The organism is Streptomyces sirii (assembly GCF_045690365.1).
In the GTDB taxonomy this organism is placed as follows: Bacteria; Actinomycetota; Actinomycetes; order Streptomycetales; family Streptomycetaceae; genus Streptomyces; species Streptomyces sirii.
In genome coordinates, this window is the sequence record NZ_CP147982.1 from 3,927,377 (window position 1) to 3,950,918 (window position 23,542).

20 protein-coding genes are annotated in these 23,542 nt (G+C 72.1%); 8 read left to right on the forward strand and 12 right to left on the reverse strand.

Translation table 11 applies throughout. The annotated features are described in order from the left end of the window. Positions 1-22: 22 nt before the first annotated feature. Together WAB15_RS17470 and WAB15_RS17475 are read left to right on the forward strand one after the other, a co-directional pair. Complete coding sequence (locus WAB15_RS17470) at positions 23-1,678, forward strand: penicillin-binding transpeptidase domain-containing protein (RefSeq protein ID WP_399149819.1); 1,656 nt, start codon at positions 23-25, stop codon at positions 1,676-1,678. 147 nt (positions 1,679-1,825) lie between these two features. Then, the gene (locus WAB15_RS17475; RefSeq protein ID WP_407286820.1) at positions 1,826-2,677 is read left to right on the forward strand and encodes an EamA family transporter; all 852 of its coding nucleotides are present in this window, start codon (positions 1,826-1,828) and stop codon (positions 2,675-2,677) included. A gap of 488 nt (positions 2,678-3,165) precedes the next feature. Here WAB15_RS17475 and WAB15_RS17480 read toward each other — a convergent pair whose 3' ends face one another. The 4 genes from WAB15_RS17480 to WAB15_RS17495 all read right to left on the reverse strand — a co-directional run bounded on the left by WAB15_RS17480 (position 3,166) and on the right by WAB15_RS17495 (position 7,139). Beyond that, complete coding sequence (locus WAB15_RS17480) at positions 3,166-4,374, reverse strand: serine hydrolase domain-containing protein (RefSeq protein ID WP_407286821.1); 1,209 nt, start codon at positions 4,372-4,374, stop codon at positions 3,166-3,168. A 113-nt stretch (positions 4,375-4,487) separates the two neighbouring features. Beyond that, on the reverse strand, positions 4,488-5,261 hold the full coding sequence (locus tag WAB15_RS17485) for an energy-coupling factor ABC transporter ATP-binding protein (protein WP_407286822.1): 774 nt from the start codon (positions 5,259-5,261) through the stop codon (positions 4,488-4,490). Next, positions 5,249-6,010: a cobalt ECF transporter T component CbiQ gene (cbiQ, locus tag WAB15_RS17490; RefSeq protein ID WP_399146730.1), complete on the reverse strand. Its 762-nt coding sequence runs from the start codon at positions 6,008-6,010 to the stop codon at positions 5,249-5,251. Before cbiQ ends, WAB15_RS17485 begins: the two co-directional genes overlap by 13 nt. Before the next feature lies 1 nt (position 6,011). Continuing rightward, positions 6,012-7,139 carry an energy-coupling factor ABC transporter permease gene (locus WAB15_RS17495; RefSeq protein ID WP_407286823.1) on the reverse strand — a complete coding sequence of 376 codons (1,128 nt, stop codon included), beginning with the start codon at positions 7,137-7,139 and terminating at the stop codon, positions 6,012-6,014. A gap of 317 nt (positions 7,140-7,456) precedes the next feature. Between WAB15_RS17495 and WAB15_RS17500 the strand changes: the two genes are divergently transcribed. Further along, on the forward strand, positions 7,457-10,831 hold the full coding sequence (locus WAB15_RS17500; RefSeq protein ID WP_399146749.1) for a S41 family peptidase: 3,375 nt from the start codon (positions 7,457-7,459) through the stop codon (positions 10,829-10,831). Between the two features lie 176 nt (positions 10,832-11,007). On the opposite strand, the gene WAB15_RS17505 is transcribed toward WAB15_RS17500, so the two are convergent. The 4 genes from WAB15_RS17505 to WAB15_RS17520 form a co-directional block, all read right to left on the reverse strand. Further along, positions 11,008-11,262, reverse strand: coding sequence for a hypothetical protein (locus tag WAB15_RS17505; RefSeq protein ID WP_407286824.1), 255 nt, complete (start codon positions 11,260-11,262; stop codon positions 11,008-11,010). A 149-nt stretch (positions 11,263-11,411) separates the two neighbouring features. Then, positions 11,412-12,302: an SDR family oxidoreductase gene (locus tag WAB15_RS17510; RefSeq protein ID WP_399146727.1), complete on the reverse strand. Its 891-nt coding sequence runs from the start codon at positions 12,300-12,302 to the stop codon at positions 11,412-11,414. After that, a complete protein-coding gene (locus WAB15_RS17515; protein ID WP_407286825.1) occupies positions 12,299-13,306 on the reverse strand; it encodes an alpha/beta fold hydrolase in 1,008 nt (335 codons plus the stop codon). Before WAB15_RS17515 ends, WAB15_RS17510 begins: the two co-directional genes overlap by 4 nt. Further along, the gene (locus tag WAB15_RS17520; RefSeq protein WP_407286826.1) at positions 13,303-14,829 is read right to left on the reverse strand and encodes a flavin-containing monooxygenase; all 1,527 of its coding nucleotides are present in this window, start codon (positions 14,827-14,829) and stop codon (positions 13,303-13,305) included. Before WAB15_RS17520 ends, WAB15_RS17515 begins: the two co-directional genes overlap by 4 nt. A 208-nt stretch (positions 14,830-15,037) precedes the next feature. Here WAB15_RS17520 and WAB15_RS17525 point away from each other — a divergent pair, with 208 nt between their 5' ends. Next, complete coding sequence (locus tag WAB15_RS17525) at positions 15,038-15,856, forward strand: MerR family transcriptional regulator (protein WP_399146724.1); 819 nt, start codon at positions 15,038-15,040, stop codon at positions 15,854-15,856. A gap of 24 nt (positions 15,857-15,880) precedes the next feature. Here the strand turns inward: WAB15_RS17525 and WAB15_RS17530 are convergent, their stop codons facing one another. After that, a complete protein-coding gene (locus tag WAB15_RS17530) occupies positions 15,881-17,767 on the reverse strand; it encodes a BTAD domain-containing putative transcriptional regulator (RefSeq protein WP_407286827.1) in 1,887 nt (628 codons plus the stop codon). 318 nt (positions 17,768-18,085) lie between these two features. Here WAB15_RS17530 and WAB15_RS17535 point away from each other — a divergent pair, with 318 nt between their 5' ends. Next, complete coding sequence (locus WAB15_RS17535) at positions 18,086-18,595, forward strand: stress protein (RefSeq protein ID WP_399146722.1); 510 nt, start codon at positions 18,086-18,088, stop codon at positions 18,593-18,595. Between the two features lie 182 nt (positions 18,596-18,777). On the opposite strand, the gene WAB15_RS17540 is transcribed toward WAB15_RS17535, so the two are convergent. Both WAB15_RS17540 and WAB15_RS17545 read right to left on the reverse strand, forming a co-directional pair. After that, positions 18,778-19,953, reverse strand: coding sequence for a protein-L-isoaspartate(D-aspartate) O-methyltransferase (locus WAB15_RS17540; protein ID WP_407286828.1), 1,176 nt, complete (start codon positions 19,951-19,953; stop codon positions 18,778-18,780). 575 nt (positions 19,954-20,528) lie between these two features. Beyond that, the gene (locus WAB15_RS17545) at positions 20,529-20,741 is read right to left on the reverse strand and encodes a hypothetical protein (RefSeq protein ID WP_399146719.1); all 213 of its coding nucleotides are present in this window, start codon (positions 20,739-20,741) and stop codon (positions 20,529-20,531) included. 110 nt (positions 20,742-20,851) lie between these two features. On the opposite strand from WAB15_RS17545, the gene WAB15_RS17550 reads away from it, so the two are divergent. Together WAB15_RS17550 and WAB15_RS17555 are read left to right on the forward strand one after the other, a co-directional pair. Next, entirely contained in the window at positions 20,852-21,691 is an 840-nt protein-coding gene (locus WAB15_RS17550) for a Scr1 family TA system antitoxin-like transcriptional regulator (RefSeq protein WP_407286829.1), read from the forward strand. Then, positions 21,688-21,897: a DUF397 domain-containing protein gene (locus tag WAB15_RS17555; RefSeq protein ID WP_407286830.1), complete on the forward strand. Its 210-nt coding sequence runs from the start codon at positions 21,688-21,690 to the stop codon at positions 21,895-21,897. Before WAB15_RS17550 ends, WAB15_RS17555 begins: the two co-directional genes overlap by 4 nt. Positions 21,898-22,016: 119 nt before the next feature. Here WAB15_RS17555 and WAB15_RS17560 read toward each other — a convergent pair whose 3' ends face one another. After that, positions 22,017-22,820 carry an exodeoxyribonuclease III gene (locus WAB15_RS17560; protein WP_399146716.1) on the reverse strand — a complete coding sequence of 268 codons (804 nt, stop codon included), beginning with the start codon at positions 22,818-22,820 and terminating at the stop codon, positions 22,017-22,019. Positions 22,821-22,988: 168 nt separating this feature from the next. Here WAB15_RS17560 and WAB15_RS17565 point away from each other — a divergent pair, with 168 nt between their 5' ends. After that, positions 22,989-23,504, forward strand: a complete 516-nt coding sequence (locus WAB15_RS17565; RefSeq protein WP_399146715.1) for a GNAT family N-acetyltransferase — start codon at positions 22,989-22,991, stop codon at positions 23,502-23,504. The last annotated feature ends 38 nt before the right edge of the window (positions 23,505-23,542 follow it).

Sequence of the window (23,542 nt, forward strand, 5' to 3'; positions counted from 1 at the left end):
CTCCTGGGAGGGGATCGGTGGCATGCGCCGTGAGGTGAAGTACGGGCTGATCGGCGGATCGGTGGCCCTGGTGGCGGGCGTCGTGGGCGGCCTGACGCTGTTCGGCGGTTCGGACGACGACTCCCCGCAGGAGGTCAGGTCGGCGGACGCCAAGCCGGGCGACTCCGGGCCCAAGGTTCCGACCGGTCCGCTGTCGGCCAAGGAGGTGCAGACGGCGGGGCAGGAGTTCCTGACCGCCTGGCAGTCCGGCGACGCGGCGAAGGCGGCCGGGCTGACGGACAGCCCCAAGGAGGCCCAGAGCGCGCTCGCGGCCTTCAGCAAGCAGGCGAAGTTCTCGAAGGTGACGGTGACGCCGGGCACCCCGACGGGTGACAAGGTCCCGTACACCGTCGCCGCGCAGATCGACTACAACGGCACCAAGGCGTCCTACTCGTACCGCACATCGGCGACCGTCGAGCGCGACAAGGCCACCGGTGAGCCGCGGATCGCCTGGCGGCCGACGGTGCTGCACCCGGACCTGGCCAAGGGCGACGAACTGCGTACGGGCGAGGCCGAGGCGCCCCCCATCAAGGCCGTGGACCGCAACGGCAAGGAGCTGACCCCCAAGGCGCATCCGACGCTGGCCGGGGTGCTGGACAGCCTGCGCGACAAGTACGGCGACAAGACCGGCGGCAAGCCCGGCGTGGAGCTGTTCATCCACCGCGCCAAGAGCGCCAAGCCGGCCGAGCAGCAGCCCGAGAAGACGCTGAAGGTGCTCTCCAAGGGCACCCCCGGCACCCTCAAGACCACCCTGGACGCCACGCTGCAGTCGGCGGCCGAGCGGGCGGTCAAGGGCAAGAAGTCCGCGGCCGCCGCGGCCGTCAAGCCCAGCACCGGTGAGATCCTGGCGATCGCCAACGCCCCGGAGAAGGGCTTCAACCTCGCCACCCAGGGGTCGCTGGCCCCCGGCTCCACGATGAAGATCGTGACCTCGGCACTGCTGATCGACAAGGGCATGACCGCGCCGGGCAAGTCGCACCCGTGCCCCAAGTACGTCACCGTCGGCGGTTGGAAGTTCCAGAACCTCGACAAGTCCGAGATCAAGTCCGGCACCTTCGCGCAGAGCTTCGCGGCGTCCTGCAACAACGCCTTCATCTCGCAGGCGGAGAAGCTCAAGGACGACGACCTGACGAAGGAGGCCCGGGACGTCTTCGGCATCGGCCTGAACTGGCAGACCGGCATCCCGACCTTCGACGGCGCGGTGCCGGTGCAGCAGGACGCGCAGATGGCGGCCTCGCTGATCGGCCAGGGCGGTGTGCGGATGAACCCGCTCAACGTCGCCACGCTCGCCGCGACGGTCCGCGCCGGCTCCTTCCACCAGCCGTACATCGTCTCGCCGTCGCTGGACAACCGGACGCTCGCCAAGGCCGCCCGGACGATGAAGCCGGGCACCGCCTCGGCCCTGAAGTCGCTGATGAAGCTGACGGCGACGTCCGGTACGGCCGCCGAGGCGATGTCCGGCGTCGGCGGTGACATCGGCGCCAAGACCGGCTCCGCCGAGGTCGACGGCCAGAAGAAGCCCAACGCCTGGTTCACCGCCTACCGCGACGACCTCGCCGCGGCGGCCGTCGTCCCGGCCAGCGGCCACGGCGGCAGCAACGCGGGCCCGGTGGTCCGCGCCATCCTCACCGCGAACTGAGCGTCGGCGGGGGCCCACGGGTCCCTCGCCTCGTCTCATCGGCTGGAATCTCCTTCGCATGGCCCGTACAGCTTTCGCTAGCGTGCGGGCCATGACCGTTTCCGCCTCCCCCACACCGCAGACCACCGACGTGCGCGAGCACTCCGAGTGACCCCGCTCGTCGTCGCGGCCGTCCTGCTGGCCGCCGTCACCCACGCCAGTTGGAACGCCATCGCGCACGGGATACGCGACCAGTTGCTGGCCTTCACCCTGGTCGGCGGCGGCGGTGCGCTCTGCGGCGCGGCGCTGGCCGGCTTCACCCCGCTGCCGGCCGCCGGCGCCTGGCCCTTCCTGCTGGCCTCCGCCGTGCTGCACGTCGTCTACCAGGCGCTGCTCATGCGGTCGTTCCAGCTGGGCGACTTCGGGCAGATGTACCCCATCGCCCGCGGTACCGCCCCCCTGGTCGTCACCGTCCTCGCGGCCGTCTTCGTCCACGAGATCCCCGACGCCTGGGCGCTGGCCGGTGTGGCGCTCGCCTCCGCGGGGCTGGTCGGCGTGGCCCTGTGGGGCATCCGCGGCTCGGGCGCCCGGCCCCACTGGCCCGCCCTGATCGCCGCACTCGCCACCGGCCTGTCCATCGCCGCCTACACCACCGTCGACGGCCTGGGTGTACGCGCCTCCGGCACCCCCCTGGGCTATATCGCCTGGCTGATGATCCTCGAAGGCCTCGCCATCCCCGCCTACGCGCTCGCCACCCGCCGCCGGCGGCTCCTCGCCGAGCTGCGCCCCATCGCCCTCCGGGGCCTGGCCGGCGGCGTGCTGTCGGTCTTCGCCTACGGCCTGGTGCTGTGGGCCCAGACCCGCGCCGCGCTCGCCCCCATCGCCGCCCTGCGGGAGTCCTCCATCATCGTCGGCGCCGCCATCGGCGCCCTCTTCTTCAAGGAGCGCTTCGGCGCACCGCGGATCGCGGCGGCCGGGCTGATGGTCATCGGGATCGGGCTGATGCTGCACACGGGGTGAGCTGCTTCCCACGTTGCCGGGTGGCCCGCCGTGGGTCTTCTGTTGTTCTTTCCCGCCTTCGGCGGGAGCGGGGTGGGTTGTGGGCCGGGGGCGCTGTGTCGGTGGTGGGTGCCGGGTGCGGTCCTGCGGGGCCTGTTGTGTGGACTGCTGCGCTCTACGTCCACACAACAGGCCCCTCCGGCCCGCCCCCTCCCGCCCGGTGGAGCAGCCCCCGCCCCGGTGGGGGAAAGTGTCAAAAAGCCAGAAGCTCGGCCGCATCGTGACGCGGCCGAGCTTCTGCTTTTCTTCTCCCCCCGCCGGGGTGGGGTCCCGTTCGCGGACGGGAGGTGGTGGGGGCGGAGGGGTGTGTTGTCGGACGTAAAGCGCAGCAGTCCGACAACACACCCCTCCGCCCCCACCACCGGCACCCACCACCCACCCGGGGCCCCCCACAACCCACCCCGCTCCCGCCGAAGGCGGGCAACAACGCACAGAAGACCCACGGCGGGTCAGCCGGCAACGTGGGAAACAGCCCGCAGCAGCGCCTGCGCGCGTGGGTCCGCGGTCACATTGCGCTGCATGCCGTTGGTGACATAGCCGAAGGCGATACCGCTTTCGGGATCCGCGCAGGCCAGCGCACCCCCGCGCCCGGGGTGTCCGAACGACCCGGGTGCCAGCAGCGGCGAGGCCGGGCCGTGCAGCATGAAGCCGAGGCCGAAGCGGGTGTTGACCAGGAGGGTGCGGTCGAGACCGGCGGACTCCTCGGTGCGGGCGAGGGTGAGGGTGGCCGGGGCGAAGAGGCGCGGCTGGTCGTCGACGGCGCCGATCAGCGCGGCGTAGCAGCGGGCCAGCGAGCGGGCGGTGGCGATGCCCGCGGAGGCGGGCAGCTCGCCGGCCCGGTAGGCGGGGTCGTTCTCGTCGGGGCCCGGCGAGATGGCGCCGAAGGCGCGGCTGGTGAGGGAGGAGGGGTCGGCGTAGGCGTCGGCCACCGACCGCTTCGGCCGGGCCCGCAGGCCGGACGCGGCCGGCGGCGCCGGCGGCTCGACGGCCGCGAGGCGGCCCACCCTCTCCTGTGCCGCCTGCGGAAGCCCGATCCACAGGTCGAGGCCGAGCGGCCCGGATATCTCCTCGGCGATCCAGCTGCCGATGGTGCGTCCGGTGACCCGCAGCACCAGCTCGCCGATCAGCCAGCTGTAGGTCTGCGCGTGGTAGCCGTGGTCCGTGCCGGGCTCCCAGGCGGGCGCCTGGGCGGCGACCGCGGCGGGGCCGCTGACGCCGTCGACGGCCTGGGCGGGAGTGAGCGGGGTGTCCAGGACCGGCAGCCCGGCGCGGTGCGACAGCAGGTGCCGGACGAGCACCCGTTCCTTGCCGGCGGCCTTGAACTCGGGCCAGTACGTGCCGACCGGCGCGTCGAGGTCGAGCTGTCCGCGCTGGTGCAGAAGCAGCGGGACGATCGCGGCGATGCCCTTGGTCGCGGACCGGATCACCTGGGCGGTGCCGGCCTCCCACGGCGCGGCCGGCTGCGCGGCGCCGTCGGCGTCCCCGTCCTTCGTACCGGCCCACAGGTCGACGACCTTCCGCCCGTGCCGGTAGACGGCGACCGCCGCCCCCCGCTCTCCGCGCTGCGCGAAGTTGGCCATGAAGGCGTCCCGGACCGGCTCGAAGCCGTCCTCGACCGTGCCCTGGACGTCCACCACTGATTCCCGCTTCCCACTCATCCGTCGCTTTCGTGACCCATCAATGGTGCAACGCGCGGATCAGTGCTGATGACCAGGGCCACGGCCCGTGGCGTTCGTCACACGGCGGCGCGGGGGCCGGGCTGCGCTCCGGGTCACCGGGGGACGGTGACCGATCGGGGGTCGAAGCCGAAGGGCAGCTCCAGGCGGTGGCTGCGCATCAGTTCCTCGTCGCAGAGCAGGTCCTGGGTGCCGCCGTCGGCGACCAGCACGCCCCCGGAGAGCACGACGGAGCGCGGGCACAGCTCCAGTGCGTACGGCAGATCGTGGGTGACCATCAGCACGGTGACGTCCAACGACCGCAGAATGTGGGCGAGTTCCCGGCGGGAGGCCGGGTCGAGGTTGGAGGAGGGCTCGTCCAGGACGAGGATCTCCGGGCGCATGGCCAGGACCGTGGCGACCGCGACCCGCCGGCGCTGGCCGAAGGAGAGGTGGTGCGGTGGGCGGTCGGCGAAGCCCTCCATGCCGACCCGGGTGAGCGCCTCGGTGACCCGCGCCTGAAGTTCGTCGCCGCGCAGCCCCGCCGCGGCCGGGCCGAAGGCGACGTCCTCGCGGACGGTGGGCATGAACAGCTGGTCGTCGGGGTCCTGGAAGACGATGCCGACCCGGCGGCGGATCTCGGCGAGGTTCTCCCGGGCGACCGGGAGCCCGGCCACCGCGACGCTGCCGGCGCCCGCTTCGAGGATGCCGTTGAGGTGCAGTACGAGGGTGGTCTTGCCGGCGCCGTTGGGGCCGAGGAGGGCGACCCGTTCGCCGCGGCCGACGGTCAGGTCGACGCCGAAGAGCGCCTGGTGGCCGTCGGGGTAGGCGTAGGCGAGCCCGGAGACGGCGAGGGAGGGGGCGGGCGTGGCGGTGCTCAAAGGGTCCATCCCAGGAGGCAGACGGCGAGGGCGGCGAGCGGGAGCGCGGCCGCGCGGGTCCATTGTGTGCGGGTGGCGGTGGTGGCGTCGATGACGGGCATCGTGCCGGTGTAGCCGCGGCTGACCATGGCGAGGTGGACCCGCTCACCGCGCTCGTAGGAGCGGATGAACAGCGCGCCGGCGGACTTGGCGAGCACGCCCCAGTGGCGTACGCCGCGGGCTTCGAAGCCGCGCGAGAGCCGGGCGATCCGCATCCGCCGCATCTCGTCGGTGATCACATCGCCGTAGCGGATCATGAAGGACGCGATCTGGACGAGCAGCGGCGGCATCTTCAGCCGCTGCAGACCGAGCAGGACTTCGCGCAGCTCGGTGGTGGCGGCGAGCAGCACGGACGCGGCGACGCCCAGCGTGCCCTTGGCGAGGATGTTCCAGGCGCCCCAGAGCCCGGACCGGCTCAGCTCCAGTCCGATGACGTGGACCTGCGGGCCCTCGGCGACGAACGGCATCAGCAGGGCGAAGGCGACGAACGGCACCTCGATCAGCAGCCGTTTGAGGAGGAAGGCGGCCGGGATCCGGGCCGTCGCGGCGGCGGCCGCGATCAGCAGGGCGTAGAGCCCGAACGCCCAGACCGCCGCGCGGGGGGTGGCGACGACGGTCAGGACGAAGCAGAACACCGCGGCGAGCTTGCAGTGCGCGGGCAGGGCGTGCACCGGCGAGTGCCCGTGCCGGTAGAGCTTGTGGGCGTGGCCGGCTCCCATGTCAGGCGTTCTCCGTCTGCCGCGCGGCCGGCTGAGCGCCGGTGTTCCTGCGGCGGCGCAGGACCACGAACACCCCGGTGCCCACCGCCAGCGTCGCGCCCACCCCGACGACACCGGCCAGGCCGCCGGACAGCCGGGGGTCGGCGATGTCCTTGACGCTGTAGTCGGCGAGCGGCGAGTCCTTGGTGGCGTGGTCCTCGGTCTTGGCGTCGATGCCCTGGTCGTGGGCGACCTTCTCCAGGCCGTCGGGGCTGGCGGAGGCGTAGTAGCTGACGCCGCCGGCGCACACCAGGGCGGCGGCGATCCCGGCCAACCAGACGTGGCGGGTTGAACGGCGGGGGGTGGCGGGGGCCGGGGCGGCGTCGTCGGCAGCGGGTGCGGCGGTGGCCGCCGCCACCGGCTCGGCGGCGCCCGGGGACGCCAGCGGCGAGGTCCGCAGCTCCAGCGGCTTGGTCAGCCCGCGCGCGCCGTAGACGAGATCGGGCCGTACGGCGATGACGGCCCCGACCGTCAGCGCGGTGATCGCGGCCTCGCCGATCCCGATCAGGACGTGCACGCCGACCATGGCGGTGAAGACCTTGCCGATCGCCACGTCCGCGGTCCCGCCCAGCGCGTAGAGGGCGGTGAAGGCGACCGCGGCGGCCGGCACCGAGAGCAGCGCGGAGACGAACGACGCGACGGTGATCGAGCTCCGCCGCCGGGGCAGCACCTTCACCAGCCCGCGGAACAGGGCGTAGGCGACCACGGTCGTCACGATCGCCATATCGGTGATGTTGACGCCCAGCGCGGTCAGCCCGCCGTCGGCGAACAGCACCCCCTGCATCAGCAGCACGACCGAGACGCAGAGCACGCCGGTGTAGGGGCCGACGAGTATCGCCGCCAGCGCCCCGCCCAGCAGATGCCCGCTCGTACCGGCCGCGACCGGGAAGTTCAGCATCTGCACGGCGAAGATGAACGCCGCCACCAGCCCGGCCAGCGGCGCCGTGCGCTCCGCGGCCGCGGCGCCGCCCTGCCCCGCCCCCGCCAGCTCCCGGCGGGCACCGCGCAGACTGACCGCGACCGCGGCCGCGGCGACCGCGCCGGCCGCCACCGACACCGGCGCGTTGATGAATCCATCGGGTACATGCATCTGGGGCTCTCCGCTTCGGGCTCTGCAAACCAGCCAGGGGTGGTGCAACCAGCCATCGTCGTGGCTACTGCAACTAATTCGCAAGAGCGCCCATCATGCGGATGCGCGCCCCCCACGAGAGAGCCGTCTCCGCCGGCGGGTCCCGAGGAGCGCCGCTCACCGCGCGCTCGCGGCCCGGGGCCGCCGCTGTCCGAGACCCGCCGGCCCGAGTTGCCACCCTTACCCCCGGCCGAAACCATGGATGGGTGAGCGATGTACCCGAGGCCGTCGGGCCGCGAACGGAGTCGAAGGCCAAGCCGCGTGGCCGGCTGCGCCGCATGCCGACCGCGCCCGACGCACCGCCCGACGCACCTCCCGGCTCGTATCTGCGCTTCCCCCATCTGCACGGCGACCTGCTCTGCTTCGCCGCCGAGGACGACCTGTGGGTCGCCCCGATCGCCCCGGCCGGGCAGGAACCCGGCCGCGCCTGGCGGCTGACCGTCGACCGCACCCGCGTCGGCCACCCCCGCTTCTCCCCCGACGGGCGGCACATCGCCTTCACCACCTGGCGCAGCCTGGACCCCGAGGTGCACCTCGCGGCGGTCGACGGCGGCCCGGCGCGCCGGCTGACGTACTGGGGCAGCACGGACGCCCGGGTGTGCGGGTGGACGCCGGACGGGCACGTCCTGGCGGTGTCCTCGCACGGGCAGCCGTTCTCGTACTACTCCTGGGCGTACAAGCTGCCGACCGACGGCGGTCCGGGCGGGAAGCTGCCCTGGGGTCCGGTCTCCGACATCGCGGTCGCCGATGTCGCCGGGGAGCACAAGACGCTGCTGCTCAGCGGCACCCCGCCGCACGAGCCCGCCTCCTGGAAGCGCTACCGGGGCGGCGCGATGGGCCGGATGTGGCTGCACGGCGTCCGGCTGCTGCCGGATCTGTACGGGCATCTGGACTCGGTGATGTTCGTCGGGGAGCGGATCGCGTTCCTGTCCGACCACGAGGGCGTCGCCAATGTGTACTCGTGTCTGCCGGACGGCACCGACCTGCGCCGGCACACCGATCACGCCGACTTCTACGCCCGGCACGCCTCGACCGACGGCGAGCGGATCGTCTACCAGTGCGCGGGCGACCTCTGGCTGGTCGAGGACCTGAGCCCCGACGCCGTTCCACGCAAGCTGGCGGTGCGCCTGGGCGGCCCGCGGGCCGGCCGCCGCAGCTACCAGGTCCCGGCCGCCTCGCACGTCACCTCGCTCGCGGTGGACACCACCGGCCGGGCCAGCGCGGTCGGCGTCCGCGGCAGCCTGTACTGGCTCACCCACCGCGACGGCCCGGCCCGGACGATCCACGACACCCCGGGCGTGCGCGTCCGGCTGCCCGAGATGCTCGGCTCCAGCGGCCGGATCGCCTACGTCACCGACGCCGAGGGCGAGGACGCCGTGGAGATCACCAATCTGCCGCGGGCCAGCGCGCCGGGCGAACCGCGCCGGCTGGCGGCCGGGCGACTGGGCCGGGTCCACGAGATGACCGCCTCACCGGACGGCGAGCGGCTGGCGGTGGCCGCGCACGACGGCCGGCTGCTGCTGGTGGACGTGACCCGGCCGGAGGAGGGCTCGACCGAGGAGGACCGGTCCGAGGAGGACGAGGCGGCCGGCCCCGGCGGTGTCACCGAACTGATCCGCTCCACCAACGGGCCGGTCCGCGACCTCGCCTTCTCCCCCGACTCCCGCTGGCTGACCTGGTCCCATCCGGGCATCGGCCGTTCGCTGCGGCAGATCAAGATGGCCCGGCTGTCCGACCGGCACATCGTGGACGTCACCAACGGCCGCTTCGAGGACGAGCAGCCGGTGTTCACCCGCGACGGCCGCTATCTGGCGTTTTTGTCCTGGCGCGGCTTCGACCCGGTCTACGACGTGCACACCGGGGACCTGTCCTTCCCGCTGGGCTGCCGGCCCTACCTCGTACCGCTGTCGTCGGCGACCCCCTCCCCGTTCGCGCTGTCGCCGGAGGGGCGGCCCGCGGCGGGCGGTCTGGACCCGGACGAGATTCCGCCGCCGACCGGCGAGGGGCCGGTGCTGGTGGAGGTGGAGGGGCTGGCGAACCGCGTCACGCCGTTCCCGGTGGCCGCCTCCAAGTACTCCTCCCTGGAACCGGTCAACGGCGGCGGCCTGGTCTGGCTGCGCTGGCCGATCTCCGGCGCGCTGGGCGAGACCTTCGCCAACCCCGACAACACCTCCGGCAAGCCCACCCTCGAACACTTCGACCTGCCCAAGGCGCGGCGCACCGAACTCACCAGCTCCCTGGACGGTTTCGCGCTCAGCGGCGACGGCTCCCGGCTGGTCGTCAACGACGACGGCGAGCTGCGCGCGGTGCCGGCCACCGAGCCGGCGGACGGCGATTCGACGGTCTACCTGGACCTGCGGCGGATCCTGCACGACGTCGATCCCGAGGCGGAGTGGCGCCAGGCGTTCGACGAGGCGGGCCGGATCATCCGGGCGTACTTCTGGGAGCCGCGGATGTGCGGTATCGACTGGGACGCGGTGCTCGCGCAGTACCGGCCGCTGGTCGAACGGGTCGCCTCCCCCGACGAGTTCGCCGATCTGCTGCGCGAGGTGCTGGGCGAACTGGGCACCTCCCATGCGTACGTCACCGGCGCCCGGCGCAACGAGGGGCCGCCGCACTACCAGCGCGCGATGGGGCTGCTCGGCGCCAACCTCACCTGCCGGGACGGCCGTTGGATCGTCCAGCGGATCCTGCCCGGCGAGTCGTCGGACTCCAAGGCCCGCTCCCCGCTGGCCGGTACGGGCATCCGCGACGGCGCGGCGCTCACCCATGTCGACGGCCGGCCGGTGGACCCGGCCGCAGGGCCGTATCCGCTGCTGGCCGCGGCCGGCGGCACCACCGTCGAGCTGACCTTCTCCCTGCCGCCCTCGGACGCCGGCAACGGCCACGCCCGCCGGGTCGCGGTGGTCCCGCTGGTCGACGAGCGGCCGCTGCGCTACCAGGACTGGGTGGCCAAACGCCGGGCCGTCGTACGGGAGTTGAGCGGCGGCAAGTGCGGCTATCTGCACATCCCCGACATGGGCGGCTCCGGCTGGGCGCAGTTCAACCGCGATCTGCGGATGGAGGTCTCCCGGCCCGCGCTGATCGTGGACGTACGGGGCAACGCCGGCGGCAACATCTCCGAGCTGGTGATCGAGAAGCTGACCCGCACCATCATGGGCTGGGACCTGACCCGCGACGCCGAGCCGGTCTCCTACACCGGCAACGCGCCGCGCGGCCCGGTCGTCGCGGTCGCCGACGAGATGACCTCGTCCGACGGCGACATGATCACCGCGGCCTTCAAGCTCCAGGGCATCGGACCGGTGGTCGGCATGCGCACCTGGGGCGGGGTGGTCGGCATGACCGGGCGGCACCGGCTCGCCGACGGGACGACGATCACCGTGCCGATGAACGCGGCGTGGTTCCGGCTCTACGGCTGGGGCGTGGAGAACCACGGTGTGGAGGTGGACATCGAGGCACTGCGCTCCCCGCTGCACTGGGCCGAGGGCAAGCACCCGACGCTGGGGGTGGCGGTGCGCACGGCTCTGGAACTGCTGGAGCGGCATCCGGCGGCGACGCCTCCGGACCTGTCGGACGTCCCGGACCGGCGACGGCCGGCACTGCCGCCACGGAGCGGGGGCGCGACGGGAGCCGCGGGGGCGGCGGGGGCCTGAGCGGGCCGCTTCGGTTCACGTCGTCGACTCGTCGAGTTCGATTCAAGTCGTCGACTCGTCGACCTCGTCGACCGACAGGCCGTCGACCGACACGACGATGGGGCGCACCCGGTCGACCGGGTGCGCCCCTCACGCATGGCGCGTACGTCGCCGCGCGTGGTCTTCAGGACGTGGCGTCAGCTCTGGTAGCGACCCTCGGCGTCGTCCAGCGCGTCCTGAGCGGTCCGGCGGCCCTGCTGGCCGCGGTCACGCTGCGGGTCGCGCTGCGGGTCGCGCTGCGGGTCGCGCTCCTGGCCGCCCTGGCGCCGGCCGCGCTCCTGCTCCTCGCGCCGGCCGCGCTCCGAGGCGTTGGCGCGAGCGCCGCTCGCGGCCTGGTTCGCCTGGTCCCGGAGCTCGTTGGCCTTGTCCTGGAACTGGTCCTTGATGCCCATGCTGTTCACTCCTAGTGGGGTGTAGGGGGGTTTGGGCCCCGAAACAGCGTGACACGCCCGGACATTGCTCGCATTTCGATCACGAACGGCTACCCTCCGTGACCCACGGGGCGGCCGGACAGGGCCGACTCGGAAGACGAACTCGCAGGTCAGCGCGCCTTCTCGGCGGCGCGGGCCTTTTCGTCGGCCTCGCCGCCCGCACCGACCAGCCCGATCCGCATCCCGTCCAGCCGGTCCCCGAACCTGCGGATCTCGCGCTGGCCCACGGACCCGATGACGGCCGGCAGGTACCCGCGCAGCGACTGCATCCCGCGCAGCCACCACTGCCCGTAGACATGCGCGGAGCGGCGCTCGATGCCGGCGACGATCCGGTCGACGGCGGGGCCCAGCGGATAGGTCTTGTTCGACGGCCAGGGCAGCCGGGAGCGCAACTCGCGCATGGTGTCGTCCTGGTCGGCGCCGCGCACCATGTCGGTGTCGGTCCAGCTCAGATAGCCGACGCCGACCCGTACGCCCTTGTGGCCGACCTCGGCCCGCAGGCAGTGCGCGAACGCCTCGACGCCCGACTTGGACGCGCAGTACGCGCTCAGCATCGGGGCCGGGGTGATCGCCGCGAGCGAGGCGATCTGCAGGAAGTAGCCGCGGGACTCCATCAGGACGGGCAGGAAGGCCCGGCCGGTGACCGCGCTGCCTATCAGGTTGACCTCGACGACCCGCTTCCAGGAGACCGGGTCGGAGTCGACGAACGGACCGCCGGTCGCCACACCGGCGTTGGCGACGACCGCATCGACCTTCCCGAAGCGGTCCTTGACCCCGGCCGCGACCCGGGCCATCGCCTCGTGGTCGGTGACATCGGCGTGCCAGTGGTGGGCCGGACCGTGCAACGAGGCCGCGACCTCGCGCAGTTCGTCCGGCTCCAGGCCGACCAGCGCCAGCGTCGCGCCGCGGGCCGACAGCTTGCGGGCCAGCAGCGCGCCGACCCCGCGCGCCGCGCCCGTCACCACCACGACCTGGCCGTCCAGCTTTCCGCTCGTCCTCATGCCGTCCGCTCCTTCTTCTGCCGCTGCTTGCCACGGGGGGCCTGGGCGGGGACTTCCGAGCCGGCCGCCGCTACGCCGACACCGGTGCCGGCCGCCGTCAGGTGATCGTCGACGAGTTCGCGCAGCCGGCCGGCGACCGCGCCCGGGTCCTCGACCGGTGTCATGTGCCCCCGCCCCGGCAGCTCGGTCAGCCCCAGGAAGTCGGGGAGCACGGAGGCCATCCGGCGGGCGTGCACCGGCGGGGTGAGCCGGTCGGCGCTGCCCGCGATGACCGCCGTCGGCACCTCCAGGCGGCCGATCTCGCCGGTCAGTTCGAGTTCGGCCAGCACCTTGCCCCAGCGGGCCCGGACGCCCGGCGGGCAGCCGTGCACGATGCGCGCACAGGCCTCGACCTGCTCGGCGGTGGAGCCGGCGCCCATCGTCGCGTACTTCAGCGCGCTCTTGGTGAGCGGCGACACGGGGCCCATCGGCGCGCGGGAGCCCAGCAGCAGGCGGTGCGCGCGGCGCCGGGCGGCCGGGCCGCGCAGGGGGAACACGCGGGATTCCGCGGGGAGTTGGGAGAAGCCGGTGCTGCACAGCAGCGCGGCGGCGGCCCGTGCGCGCAGCTCCGGCCGGTCGGCGGCGGCCATGATCGTCATGCCGCCCATGGAGTGGCCGCCCACCACGGCGCGTTCGTCCGCCTCCAGGGTCGCCTCCAGTACGGCGACGAGGTCGTCGGCGAGCGCATGGGTGCTGTAGCCGGCCGGGGCGACGGCCGGGCTGCGGCCGTGCCCGCGCTGGTCGTAGACGACGACCTTGTGATCGGCGGCCAGCTCGCGGACGACCGGGGCCCAGAAGGCGGTCGAGCAGGTCCAGCCGTGCGCCAGCACGACGGCCGGGGCCTGCTCGGGCCCGTGGAACTCGGCGTGGATCCGTGTGCCGTCGGCGGAGGTGACGGTCGTGGTCCGGCGCGGCACCGGCGGCGCGTAGGGACCTCTGGTGACGTGTCCGGGGCGGCGGCTCATGCGGCCACCTCCGCACGCGCGCCGGCGGACCGCCCGGCCGTGGCCCCGGGTGGCCGCAGCACCTCGTACTCGGCGAGGTCGACCTGTCGGGTCACCTTCTTGAACTCCGCGGTCGTCCCCGGCCAGGCGGTGGTGTTGCGCCCGTTGGCGTCCAGATACCAGCTGTCGCAGCCGCCGGTGTTCCACACCGTCCGCTCCATCCGCCGCTGGATGTGGCGCGTCCACTCGTCCACGGCGGACTGCCGGGCGCTCAGTGCGATCTTTCCGCCGAGTATGTCCAGTTGGCGCAGGAAGTCCACCATGTAGTTCAGCTGTGCCTCGATCATCAGGATCATCGAGCTGTTGCCGAGACCGGTGTTGGGCCCGATGATCGTCAGGAAGTTGGGGAAGCCGGCCGCGCTGGCTCCGCGCAGCGCCGCCATCCCGTCCTTCCACTCCTCCGCCAGCGTCGTCCCCTTGGCGCCGGTGACCCGGTGCGCGATCGGCATGTCCGTCACATGGAAGCCGGTGCCGAAGACGATCGCATCGGCCTCGACCTCGCTCCCGTCGGCCCCCACGAGGGTGCTGCCGCGCACCTCCTTCAGCCCGGACGCGACGAGATCCACATTCGGCCTGGCCAGCGCCGGGTAGTAGGTGTTGGAGAGCAGTATCCGCTTGCACCCGATGCGGTAGTCCGGCGTCAGCGCGCTGCGCAGCGCCGGATCCTTGATCGCCTTCTTCATGTGGTTCCTGGCCAGGAACTCGATCATCCCCAGCTCGTTGGGGCGCTTGGTGAAGGCGCTGACCTGGAGTTCCCTGATGCCCCAGAGCAGTCCGCGGCGCGCCGCCCGGGTCGCCGGCAGCTTGGTGTGCAGCCATTTCTCGGCCGCGCTGATCCTGCGGTCGGCACGCGGCAGCACCCAGGGCGGGGTGCGCTGGAAGAGCGTGAGCCGCTCCACGTCCGGCTGGACGGCGGGCACGATCTGGATCGCCGACGCACCGGTGCCGATCATGGCCACGCGCTTTGCGCGCAAGTCGTAGTCGTGATCCCAGCGCGCGGAGTGGAAGACCTTCCCCGGGAAGGAGTCCAGCCCCGGCACGTCCGGAAGCTTGGGGTCCGACAGCGGTCCGGTGGCCGACACCACCACGTCGGCGGTCAGCGGCCCGCCGGCCGTCTCCAGCTCCCAGTGCAGTGCGCTGTTGCTCCAGCGCAGACTGCGCACCTCCGCATCGAACCGGATGTGCGGACGCAGCCCGAAGCTGTCCGCCACCCGCTCCAGGTACGCCCGGATGTGCGGCTGCCCGGAGAAGTTCCGGGGCCACTCGGGGTTGGGGGCGAAGGAGAACGAGTACAGATGCGAGGGCACATCGCATGCGCACCCCGGATAGCTGTTGTCCCGCCAGGTGCCGCCCACCGAGCCGGCCCGTTCCAGGACCACGAAGTCGGTGATCCCCTGGCGTCGCAGCCGTACGGCCGCCCCCAGGCCACCGAATCCCGATCCGATCACCGCCACGCGCACATGCTTCCGCTCGCGCTCGGCCATCCGCCGCCTCCCGAGTTCGACGTTCTGCACCGCAAACCTACGACGCCGACAGCCGCAGGCCGCCCGATCGCGCCAGCAATCACTGGCACAGTTGGGCACAGAGGGGAGAGTAGGGCAGCCGCGTACTGAGCGGTAGGGGTCCGGCGCCAGGAAGTTACCGCCGGTTGCACCACGGCCCGCCGTCACACCCCCGGCATAGGCTGACCCCGTGGCAGCGAACGAGAACTCCCAGGACGAGCGCCCGGCCCCCACCGCCCACACCCCCGCCGCGCGCGAATTCCGTATGGCCGAGCTGGCCGGGGAAGCCGGCATCACGGTCCGTACGCTGCGGTTCTACCGCGAGCGCAAGCTCATCCCGCCACCGCGCCGCGACGGCCGGATCGCCTGGTACAACGAACACCACCTCGCCCGGCTGCGCACCATCGGCGCCCTGCTGGAGCGCGGCCACACCCTCGGCGGCATCGCCGAGCTCCTCGCCGCCTTCGAGTCCGGGCGCGACGTCGGCGAGCTTCTGGGCCTCCAGACCCCGCTGCTCCCCCCATGGTCCGAGGAGACCCCGGTCCGCCTCACCCCGGAGCAGCTCGCCGACCACTTCAGCCGGGACATCACCCCCGAGAACCTCACCACGTCCCTGGACATCGGCTATCTGGCCGTCGACGGCGACGAGTTCGTGCACATCAGCCGCCGTCTCCTGGACGCCTCCACCGAGCTGGTCAACAAGGGGATCCCACTGGCCGCCGTCCTGGAGGCCGGCCGCCGGGTGCGCGCGCACGCCGACGCCCTCGCCGACATCTTCACCACCCTCATCCGCACCCACCTCCTGGCCGACGTCCTTCCGCAGGCCGGCGCGGACGGCCTGCCCGACCCCCGGGAGATCGACCGCATAGCCCAGACCATCGAGAAGCTCCGCCCGCTGTCCAAGGGCGTGGTCGAGGCCGAGCTGTCCATGGCCATGGACCGCCGGGTGCGCAGGGAGCTGGAGCAGTGGCTGCGGGAGCACCAGGAGAAGGACGAGCCGGGCACCTGACCTCGGGGTGCGGGCGGCCGCGGCTCAGCCGCGCGCCGGCCGGGGCCGGGTGAAGTGGTCCAGCAGCCGCCGCACGGCCTGGTCCTGGGCGGACCGCGACTCCTCCGAGGCGACGCGCTGCGCGGCGTACAGCCGCACCAACTCCGAGCGTACGAAGTGCCCCTGGGCCTGCTCGTGGAGCAGATGGGCGTCGCACAGTTCGGCGAGGTGGCGGCGGGTGCGCTCAAGGTCCTGCCCGGCCAGCGCCGCGGCGGCGGGCAGCTCCACACCGGGGCCGGGGTGCAGACCCAGGACGCGGAAGAGCCGGGCGGCGCCGCTCGACAGGGCGCGGTAGCTGAGATAGAGATTGGCCTCCACGGCGAGATCGGCGTCGTCCGCGGACAGCTCCTGTAGACGGCGGCGCTCGTCGGCCAGCTTCTTCGTCCAGCACTCCAGTGGCCATTCGGGGTGGGCCATCAGCCGTGCCGCGGCGATCCGCAGCGCCAGCGGGAGCCGTTCGCACCACTCGACGAGCGCCCGGGCCGCCGCCGGGTCCGCCTCGATGCGCTGCCGCCCCAGCGCGTTGCCCAGCAGCTGCATGGCGTCACCGGGCGCGAGCGCCCCCACCGTGACCAGTACGGCTCCGTCCCGGACCACCAGCCCGCTCAGCCGCCGCCGGCTGGTGACCACCGCCAGACAGCCCGGCGTCGAGGGCAGCAGAGGGCGCGTCTGCTCGGCCGTACCCGCGTTGTCCAGCAGTACGAGCATCCGCCGCCCGGCCAGCAGCGACCGGTACAGCGCCGCGCGCTCCGCCACGGACTCGGGGATCCTCGCCTCCGGGACACCCAGCGACAGCAGGAACGACGACAGCACGGTGCCCGCCCGCATCGGGGGGCGCTCGAAGCCCCGCAGATCGGCGAAGAGCTGGCCGTCGGGGAACTCGGCCCGCAGCCCGTGCGCCCACTGCACCGCCAGCGTCGTCTTGCCGGCCCCGCCCCCGCCCGCCAGCACCACGCAGTGCGGCCGCGGCACCCGCTCCAGATGCTGGTCCAGCACCGCCAGCTCCCGTTCGCGACCGCAGAAGTCCGGAATGCCGGGCGGCAGTTGGGCCACCAGCGGCAACGGAGCCGGCCCGTGGTCGACGGTGTACGGCACGGCGGGCGGCGGCGCGGTCGGCGGGCGGGCGGGGCCCTGCGGCGCGGCGGCACCGCTCCCGCCGAGCACCGCCAGGTACGCCTCGCCCAGCACCCGGCCGGGGTCGATGCCCAGCTGGTCCTTCAGATGCCGGCGGGTCCGGTGGTAGTGCTCCAGCGCCTCGGCCTGCCGGCCGCTCGCCTGCAGGGCGCGCATCAGCAGCGCGGTCAGCTCCTCGTGCAGGGGGTGCTCCGCTATCCACGCGGTCAGCTCGGTGACCACCTCGCCGTACCGGCCGAGCAGCAGCAGCTGCGCACCCAGCTCGTGCAGCGCGGCCACCCGCGCCTGGGCCAGGCCCGCGCCCACGGTCCGGCGCACCCGGTCGCCGGGCACATCCGCCAGCGCCTCGCCCCGCCACAGGCCGAGGGCCCGGCCCAGCATCGTGACCGCGGCCTGCGGCTCGGCCTCCCGCGCGGCGGACACCAGGCTCTGGAAGCGGTGGACGTCCACCGTGCACGGATCGGCGAGCAGCACATAGCCCTGCCCTCGGGTGGCGAGTTCGGCATGGCCGGCCAGCAGCTGCCGCAGCCGGTGCACGTGGTTGTGGACCACACCGCGGGCACTGGCCGGCGGCTCCACGTCCCAGGCCAGATCGATCAGCCTGCTCAGCGTGACCACCTGGTTGACCTCGCTGATCAGCACCGCGGTCACGGTACGGATCCGCCCCGACCCCAAGGCCAGCGGCCGACCGTCGTCGGTCTCGCACTCCACCGGCCCCAGCAGCTTCAACTGAACCATCGTGCCCTCAAGTTCATGACGCCGAACGGGCGCGTGCAATCCGCCCCCTGTCTGCAAGGACCACGGGAAGGAAGGTCGGGTTCCGCTTCATCGCGCCCCTCTCACTATGTGGACATACTCCCCGAGTTGACAAAAATTCAACGCAAGTCCCGATCGGACACACCCGCCCCATGAGCCTCACGTGAGCCGATCATGAGCGGCCCCGCCGAGCATTACTGCCGTACCGGTCGTGGCGGCCCACCCCTTCCCGCCGCTCCGGCCAACTCTCCGTTCCCCGCGGTCCGGAGAGGTCGCACCCCCCACACATGGAGGAGAACCATGTCCACTACGGGCATCGTGAAGAAGAGCCTGGCAGCGGTGGCCCTGTGCGCCGCGCTCACCGCGACGGGTGCCGCCTTCCCGGCGACCGCCATGGCCGCACCGGCCGCCGCCGCGGCGCCGGCGGGTGACTCGCCGGTCGACGTCGGCGCCAACGCCAACCTCAACTTCAACGTCGACGTGCTCGGCATAGCCAACAAGATCGAGTCCTCGATCAAGACCGCCCAGAACCGCGAGGGCTTCGTCAAGAACCTGATGGAGTCGGCGTTCTACGCCAGCAACGGCCAGTACAACGTCATGGTCCACAATCTCAGCCAGCCCTACGAGGAGCACGTCAACGGCGTCAAGGCGTACGGCTCCGCCACCTACGACGGCGTCGTCTACGGCATCTGGGTCTTCGAGGACGGCGAGTTCACGAACCAGGGCGACGGCGGCTTCATCAACTGGGCCTTCAAGGGCTGGTTCGACCGCCCGAACAACGGCGGCTACGTCAAGTTCACCCGCCCCTGACCCACCCTCCCCCAATCGGCCGCCACCACGGCCACCGACGGCCCGCCCCACCCCGACGGCCCGCCCCACCCCGACGGCCCGCCCCACCCCGGCGGGCCGTCCCCCAACCGGGGCGCCCTCGTACTCCCCCGGAGGGCGCCCCACCTCACAGCGTCATGGACCGGCAGGCGGAGGGGGCGTTGTCACACGATCCAGGAGTCGGCCGGATCGTCCAGCCATACCCGCTGACCCTTGGCACTCACGGTCAGCCCGAACCGCGACGGGTCCGGCCGTCCATGGCCATCCCACCATCGGAACGCGGCCTCCACGTCGTCCCACAGTCGGCGGGGTCCGTACTGCCAGACGCGCGCAGTGTCCCCGTCCCGGAACATGCAACACGCCCAGGACCGGTCACTCAGGCTGTAGAACCAGACCGGCCGGGCGCCGTCGCTCTTCTGCGCCACGAAGTGCCAGCACTGCGGGACGCGAAGGCCCAGGGCGAACCGCTCCGGGCCGAATTGCTCCCCGACGAACTCCCCTTCCGTGATGGTCGTGGACGACTCGTCACCGTCGGCCACGCTGCCCGTGACGTACTCCTTGTGGACCACGGGCGAAATCCGCTGGGACCGGAGTTTCATGAACTCCACGGGCCCGGTGAACTTCCCGGACGCGCTCTCTCCGTCCGACGCCACGACCAAGCGGGCCACCGCGTCGCCGTGGCTGTAGTTCGTCCCCCAGGGGACCACGATGACGCCGCCGAGCCGACACTGCTCCACCCACGCGAAGGGGATGGAGCGGAGGCCGCACGTAGCAATGACGCGGTCGTACGGAGCCCCCTCCGGGTAGCCCTGGAACCCGTCGCCATGGACGACGTGGACGGGGCTTCCCAGCCGCTCCACCGTCGCCATGGCAGCCGTGGCCACCGCCCGGTCCACCTCCATCGTGGTCACGCTCCCTGGCCCCGCGCGGTGGGCCATCAGCAACGCGTTCCAGGTAGTGGCCGTGCCGATTTCCAGAGCCGTATGCCCCGGGTGGAGGTCCAGGGCCTGGAGCATCCGGAACACGACGGAGGGCATGGACGAAGAGCTGGTGGGGACGTGGCCGGGTTCGGTGCCGGAGTGCTTCCCGTCGTCCCACTGGGTGACGATCGGTACGTCGGAGTCCGCGAACTCCTGCCACTTGGCGGGGTCGTCCGCTTTGGACACGGCCACGCTCCGGCCGGCCTCCATGTCGAATGGCCACATGAGGTCTGGCAGGACGGTGGAGCGGGGTACGGCCGCGTACGTGGGGGCCCAGTCGGAGGAGAGGGCCCCAGATGACATGAGGACGTGCCCCAGCCCGTCAAGGCTGGGGCGCTCCTGGTGTGCGTCGGCCGTCACTCAGGCAGCCTTGGGCGGGTTCGGCTGCCCTGGGCCCCCGTCGGGGGACGGAGGCTGATGCGGACCGGGGTACGGCTCTCCGGGGAGCTTGTCGCCACCGTCGTTCCGAAGTACTGCGTTCACGCTTCCTCCTGTTTTCTCCATTGTCGGCGTGCTGTGAGTAACCCGATCCAAGCCATGGGGTGGCGTGGGGAGTCGGGGGCTTATGGCGGTCGCCCGGCCCGCTCCAACCGAGCGACCGCTTCGCGCTCCTCACTTCGTCCCTCCCTTGAAAAGGGACTGGGGCCGGGGAATGGTCGGGCCCTCCGCGGGGAGCGCGCCCGGCCTCATGGCCAGCCGGGGGTCAAGGGGAGTCGCCGACGACGGCGCATGGGCTGCTCAGGCACAGTGACCACGCTCGTGGTTCCTGATCCGTTGGCTCGCCACGACAGCAGTAGCGAACTGCCGCAGCTTCCGGGCCTCGTGGCGTTCCTTGTCCAACGCGCTGCACTCGACACAGCCAGGGACAGGAGTGGGGTTGAGGTCGGCGTACGGTTCGCCGAGCGATACGGGGCGTTCCTGGTAACGGTTGCCGCTCATCGCCGCGCCGCCTTCACCACGCGCGTCAGCCGGGCGGTCTGCCTCGGCGTGAGCAGCGGCGGGGCTACCCGCGCGACCTTCATGCCTCCTTCCTCCGTCATCTGCACCGTGCTGGGCGGGGCGGCAATGCCCAGATCCTTCAGCGCGGCGTCAAGGTTCGCTCCCTCTTCGGCACACGCCGAGTAGGGCGTGTGGGCAGGGGTGGTCATGGCGCCCTCCTTGCCTCTCTGTAGCGCTTCCGCTACCGGAGTGACTCAGCGTGGCCTACAGTCGGGCATCCATCAACTAATCAGGATCGATGGGTGAGTTGGGAGTTGACATGGTCAACCGCAAGGAGTTGAACCCTGGGGGCAGCCCGGAAGCGGCCTACGGCGCCCGTCTGCGTAGGCTGCGGGAGGTACGTGGTTGGACCCAGGAAGCGTTAGCGGGATTCCTGGGCTGTACCAGCCAGCATGTCTCAGCTGTTGAAACTGCCCGGAAACCGCCGACCCTTCCGTTCTCGCGCAAAGCTGATCTTGCGTTTGGAACTGCCGGGTCCGCCGACTCGTTCGAGCGTGAATGGCGAGAGATCCGGCACGGCTCGCTACTGGAGGGGTTCCCGGAGTACGTCGGTCACGAGGGCCGGGCGGCAGAGATCCGGTTGTACGAAGTGGGCGTTATCCCTGGTCTGCTCCAGACCCCGGAGTATGCGTCGGTGCTGGCGAACAGTGCCGTGAAGCGGGGAGCGATCACGACAGACCAGGCAGACGAGCGGGTGACGCTTGTTGCGGAGCGGCAAGCCGCGCTCCTCCGGACGCCCCCGCCGTTGGTCTTCGTGATGCTGGACGAAAGCTGCATCCGTCGGCCCATCGGCGGGGCCGCCGTCATGGAAGCCCAGTTGGCGCGACTTATCGAGTACGCCGAGCTACCGAACACCGTGGTCCAGGTTGCCCCGTTCGACATGGGGGAGCGCCGCCCGTTCGACCTGCCGCTGTACGTACTGACGCTTCCGGACCGCCAGCTCATGGCGTACACCGAGTCCGCGCAACGGGGCCACCTGGAACGGGAAAGCACTTCCGTGCTGCCCATACTGACGGCCTACCATCAGCTACAGGCCGAAGCGCCCTCTCAGGCGGCATCTGTGGCCTTGATCAGCCGGTTACGAAAGGGCACTCCGTGACGACCGAATCCCCCCGTTGGTTCAAGTCCTCGTACAGCAACAACGGTGGCGCCTGCATCGAGGTCGCCGCAAACCTCGTCGCCTCGCGCGGCGTGGTCCCCGTCCGTGACAGCAAGAACCCGAGCGGTCCGGTTCTGAACGTCGCCGCCGATGCGTTCGCGTCCTTCGTGGCAAGCATCCAGGCCGGAGAGTTCGGCGCTGTCTGACCGTTCCGGCGTCCCTGTGCGCGAACGCACAAGAGCCCCCGCCAGCACGCGGCGGGGGGCTCTCGACTACATGGGGCCGACTCTCGGAGTGGTCTCCTCCGTCTTAGAGCGTGAGCTCCTTACAGATCAAAGACTGCCGTCACAGGCGCATGGTCTGACCAGCGCTGATCGTAACTGGCGGCCTTCTCCACATACGCCTTGACCGCCTTGGACGCGATACCAGGGGTGGCGCAAACGAGGTCGATGCGCCACCCCGCGTCGTTGTCGAAGGCGCGGCCCCGGTAGGACCACCAGGAGTAGGGGCCCTCGGTGTCGGGGTGGAGGGAGCGGACGACGTCGACGTAGCCGCCGTGGGTCTCGTCGAGGACGTCGGTGAGCCAGGCGCGCTCCTCCGGGAGGAAGCCGGACTTCTTCTGGTTGGCCTTCCAGTTCTTCAGGTCGGCCTCCTGGTGGGCGATGTTCCAGTCGCCGCAGACCACGACCTCGCGGCCGTCGGCCGCGGCGCGCTTGCGCAGGTCGACGAGGTAGGGGAGGAACTCCGCCATGAAGCGTTCCTTCTCGTCCTGGCGCTCGGTGCCGACCTCGCCGGAGGGCAGGTAGAGGCTGGCGACGGTCACCCCGGGCAGATCGGCCTCGACGTAGCGGCCGCTGCCGTCGAATTCCGGCGAGCCGAAGCCGACCTGGACGCGGTCCGGCTCGCGGCGGGTGTAGAGGGCGACGCCGGCGCGGCCCTTGGCGGCCGCCGGGGCGTGGACCGTGTACCAGCCGGCGGGCTCGCGCACCTCGTCCGGGAGCTGCGCGGTCTCGGCCCGTACCTCCTGTAGGCACAGCACGTCGGCCGCGGTCTGCGCCAGCCACGGGACGAAGCCCTTCTTGGCCGCGGCGCGCAGCCCGTTCACATTCACGGAGGTCACTGTGATCACAACGCTCGCCCTATCCCTTTCCGGCCGCCGCTCTCTCGTCGGGCCGGGGGCCAGGCTCCCATACCGGTATCCGCCCCGATGACGGCCGGGCACCCCGGGTCGAGGTGGCCCGGGTCGCTTTCCCGTCTCTCCGCACCCGGCCACTCGCACACCCGTACGCTTCATGGCATGGAGACTCGCCCCACCGGGACGCCCCCCGTCGAGATACGCGCCGTCCGCTACGACCACCCCGACGCCGTCGCCCTCGACGGGCTGGTCCAGCAGGAGTACGCCCGGCGCTACGGCGACGGCGATATGACGCCGCTGGATCCCAAGATGTTCAACCCCCCGCACGGCGCGTATCTGATCGCGTACGAGGGCGACCGGGCGCTGGCCAGCGGAGGCTGGCGGGTGCAGGACGACACCGGCAAGGGCTACGCGGTCGGGGACGCCGAGATCAAGCGGATGTTCGTGCTGCCCGAGGCGCGGGGCCGGGGGCTGGCGCGACGGATCCTGGAGGTGCTGGAGGCGGACGCGCGGGCCGCGGGGCGGTCCCGGATGGTGCTGGAGACCGGTATCAAGCAGCCGGAGGCGCTGGCGCTGTACGCGTCCTGCGGCTATGCGCTGGTGGAGAAGTTCGGCCTCTACCGGACGTACGAGGAGAGTCGGTGCATGGCGAAGCCGCTGACGGGGACGGCCGGCTGAGGGGCGCCCCACCCGCTCACCGGCTTTGTTGACAGGCG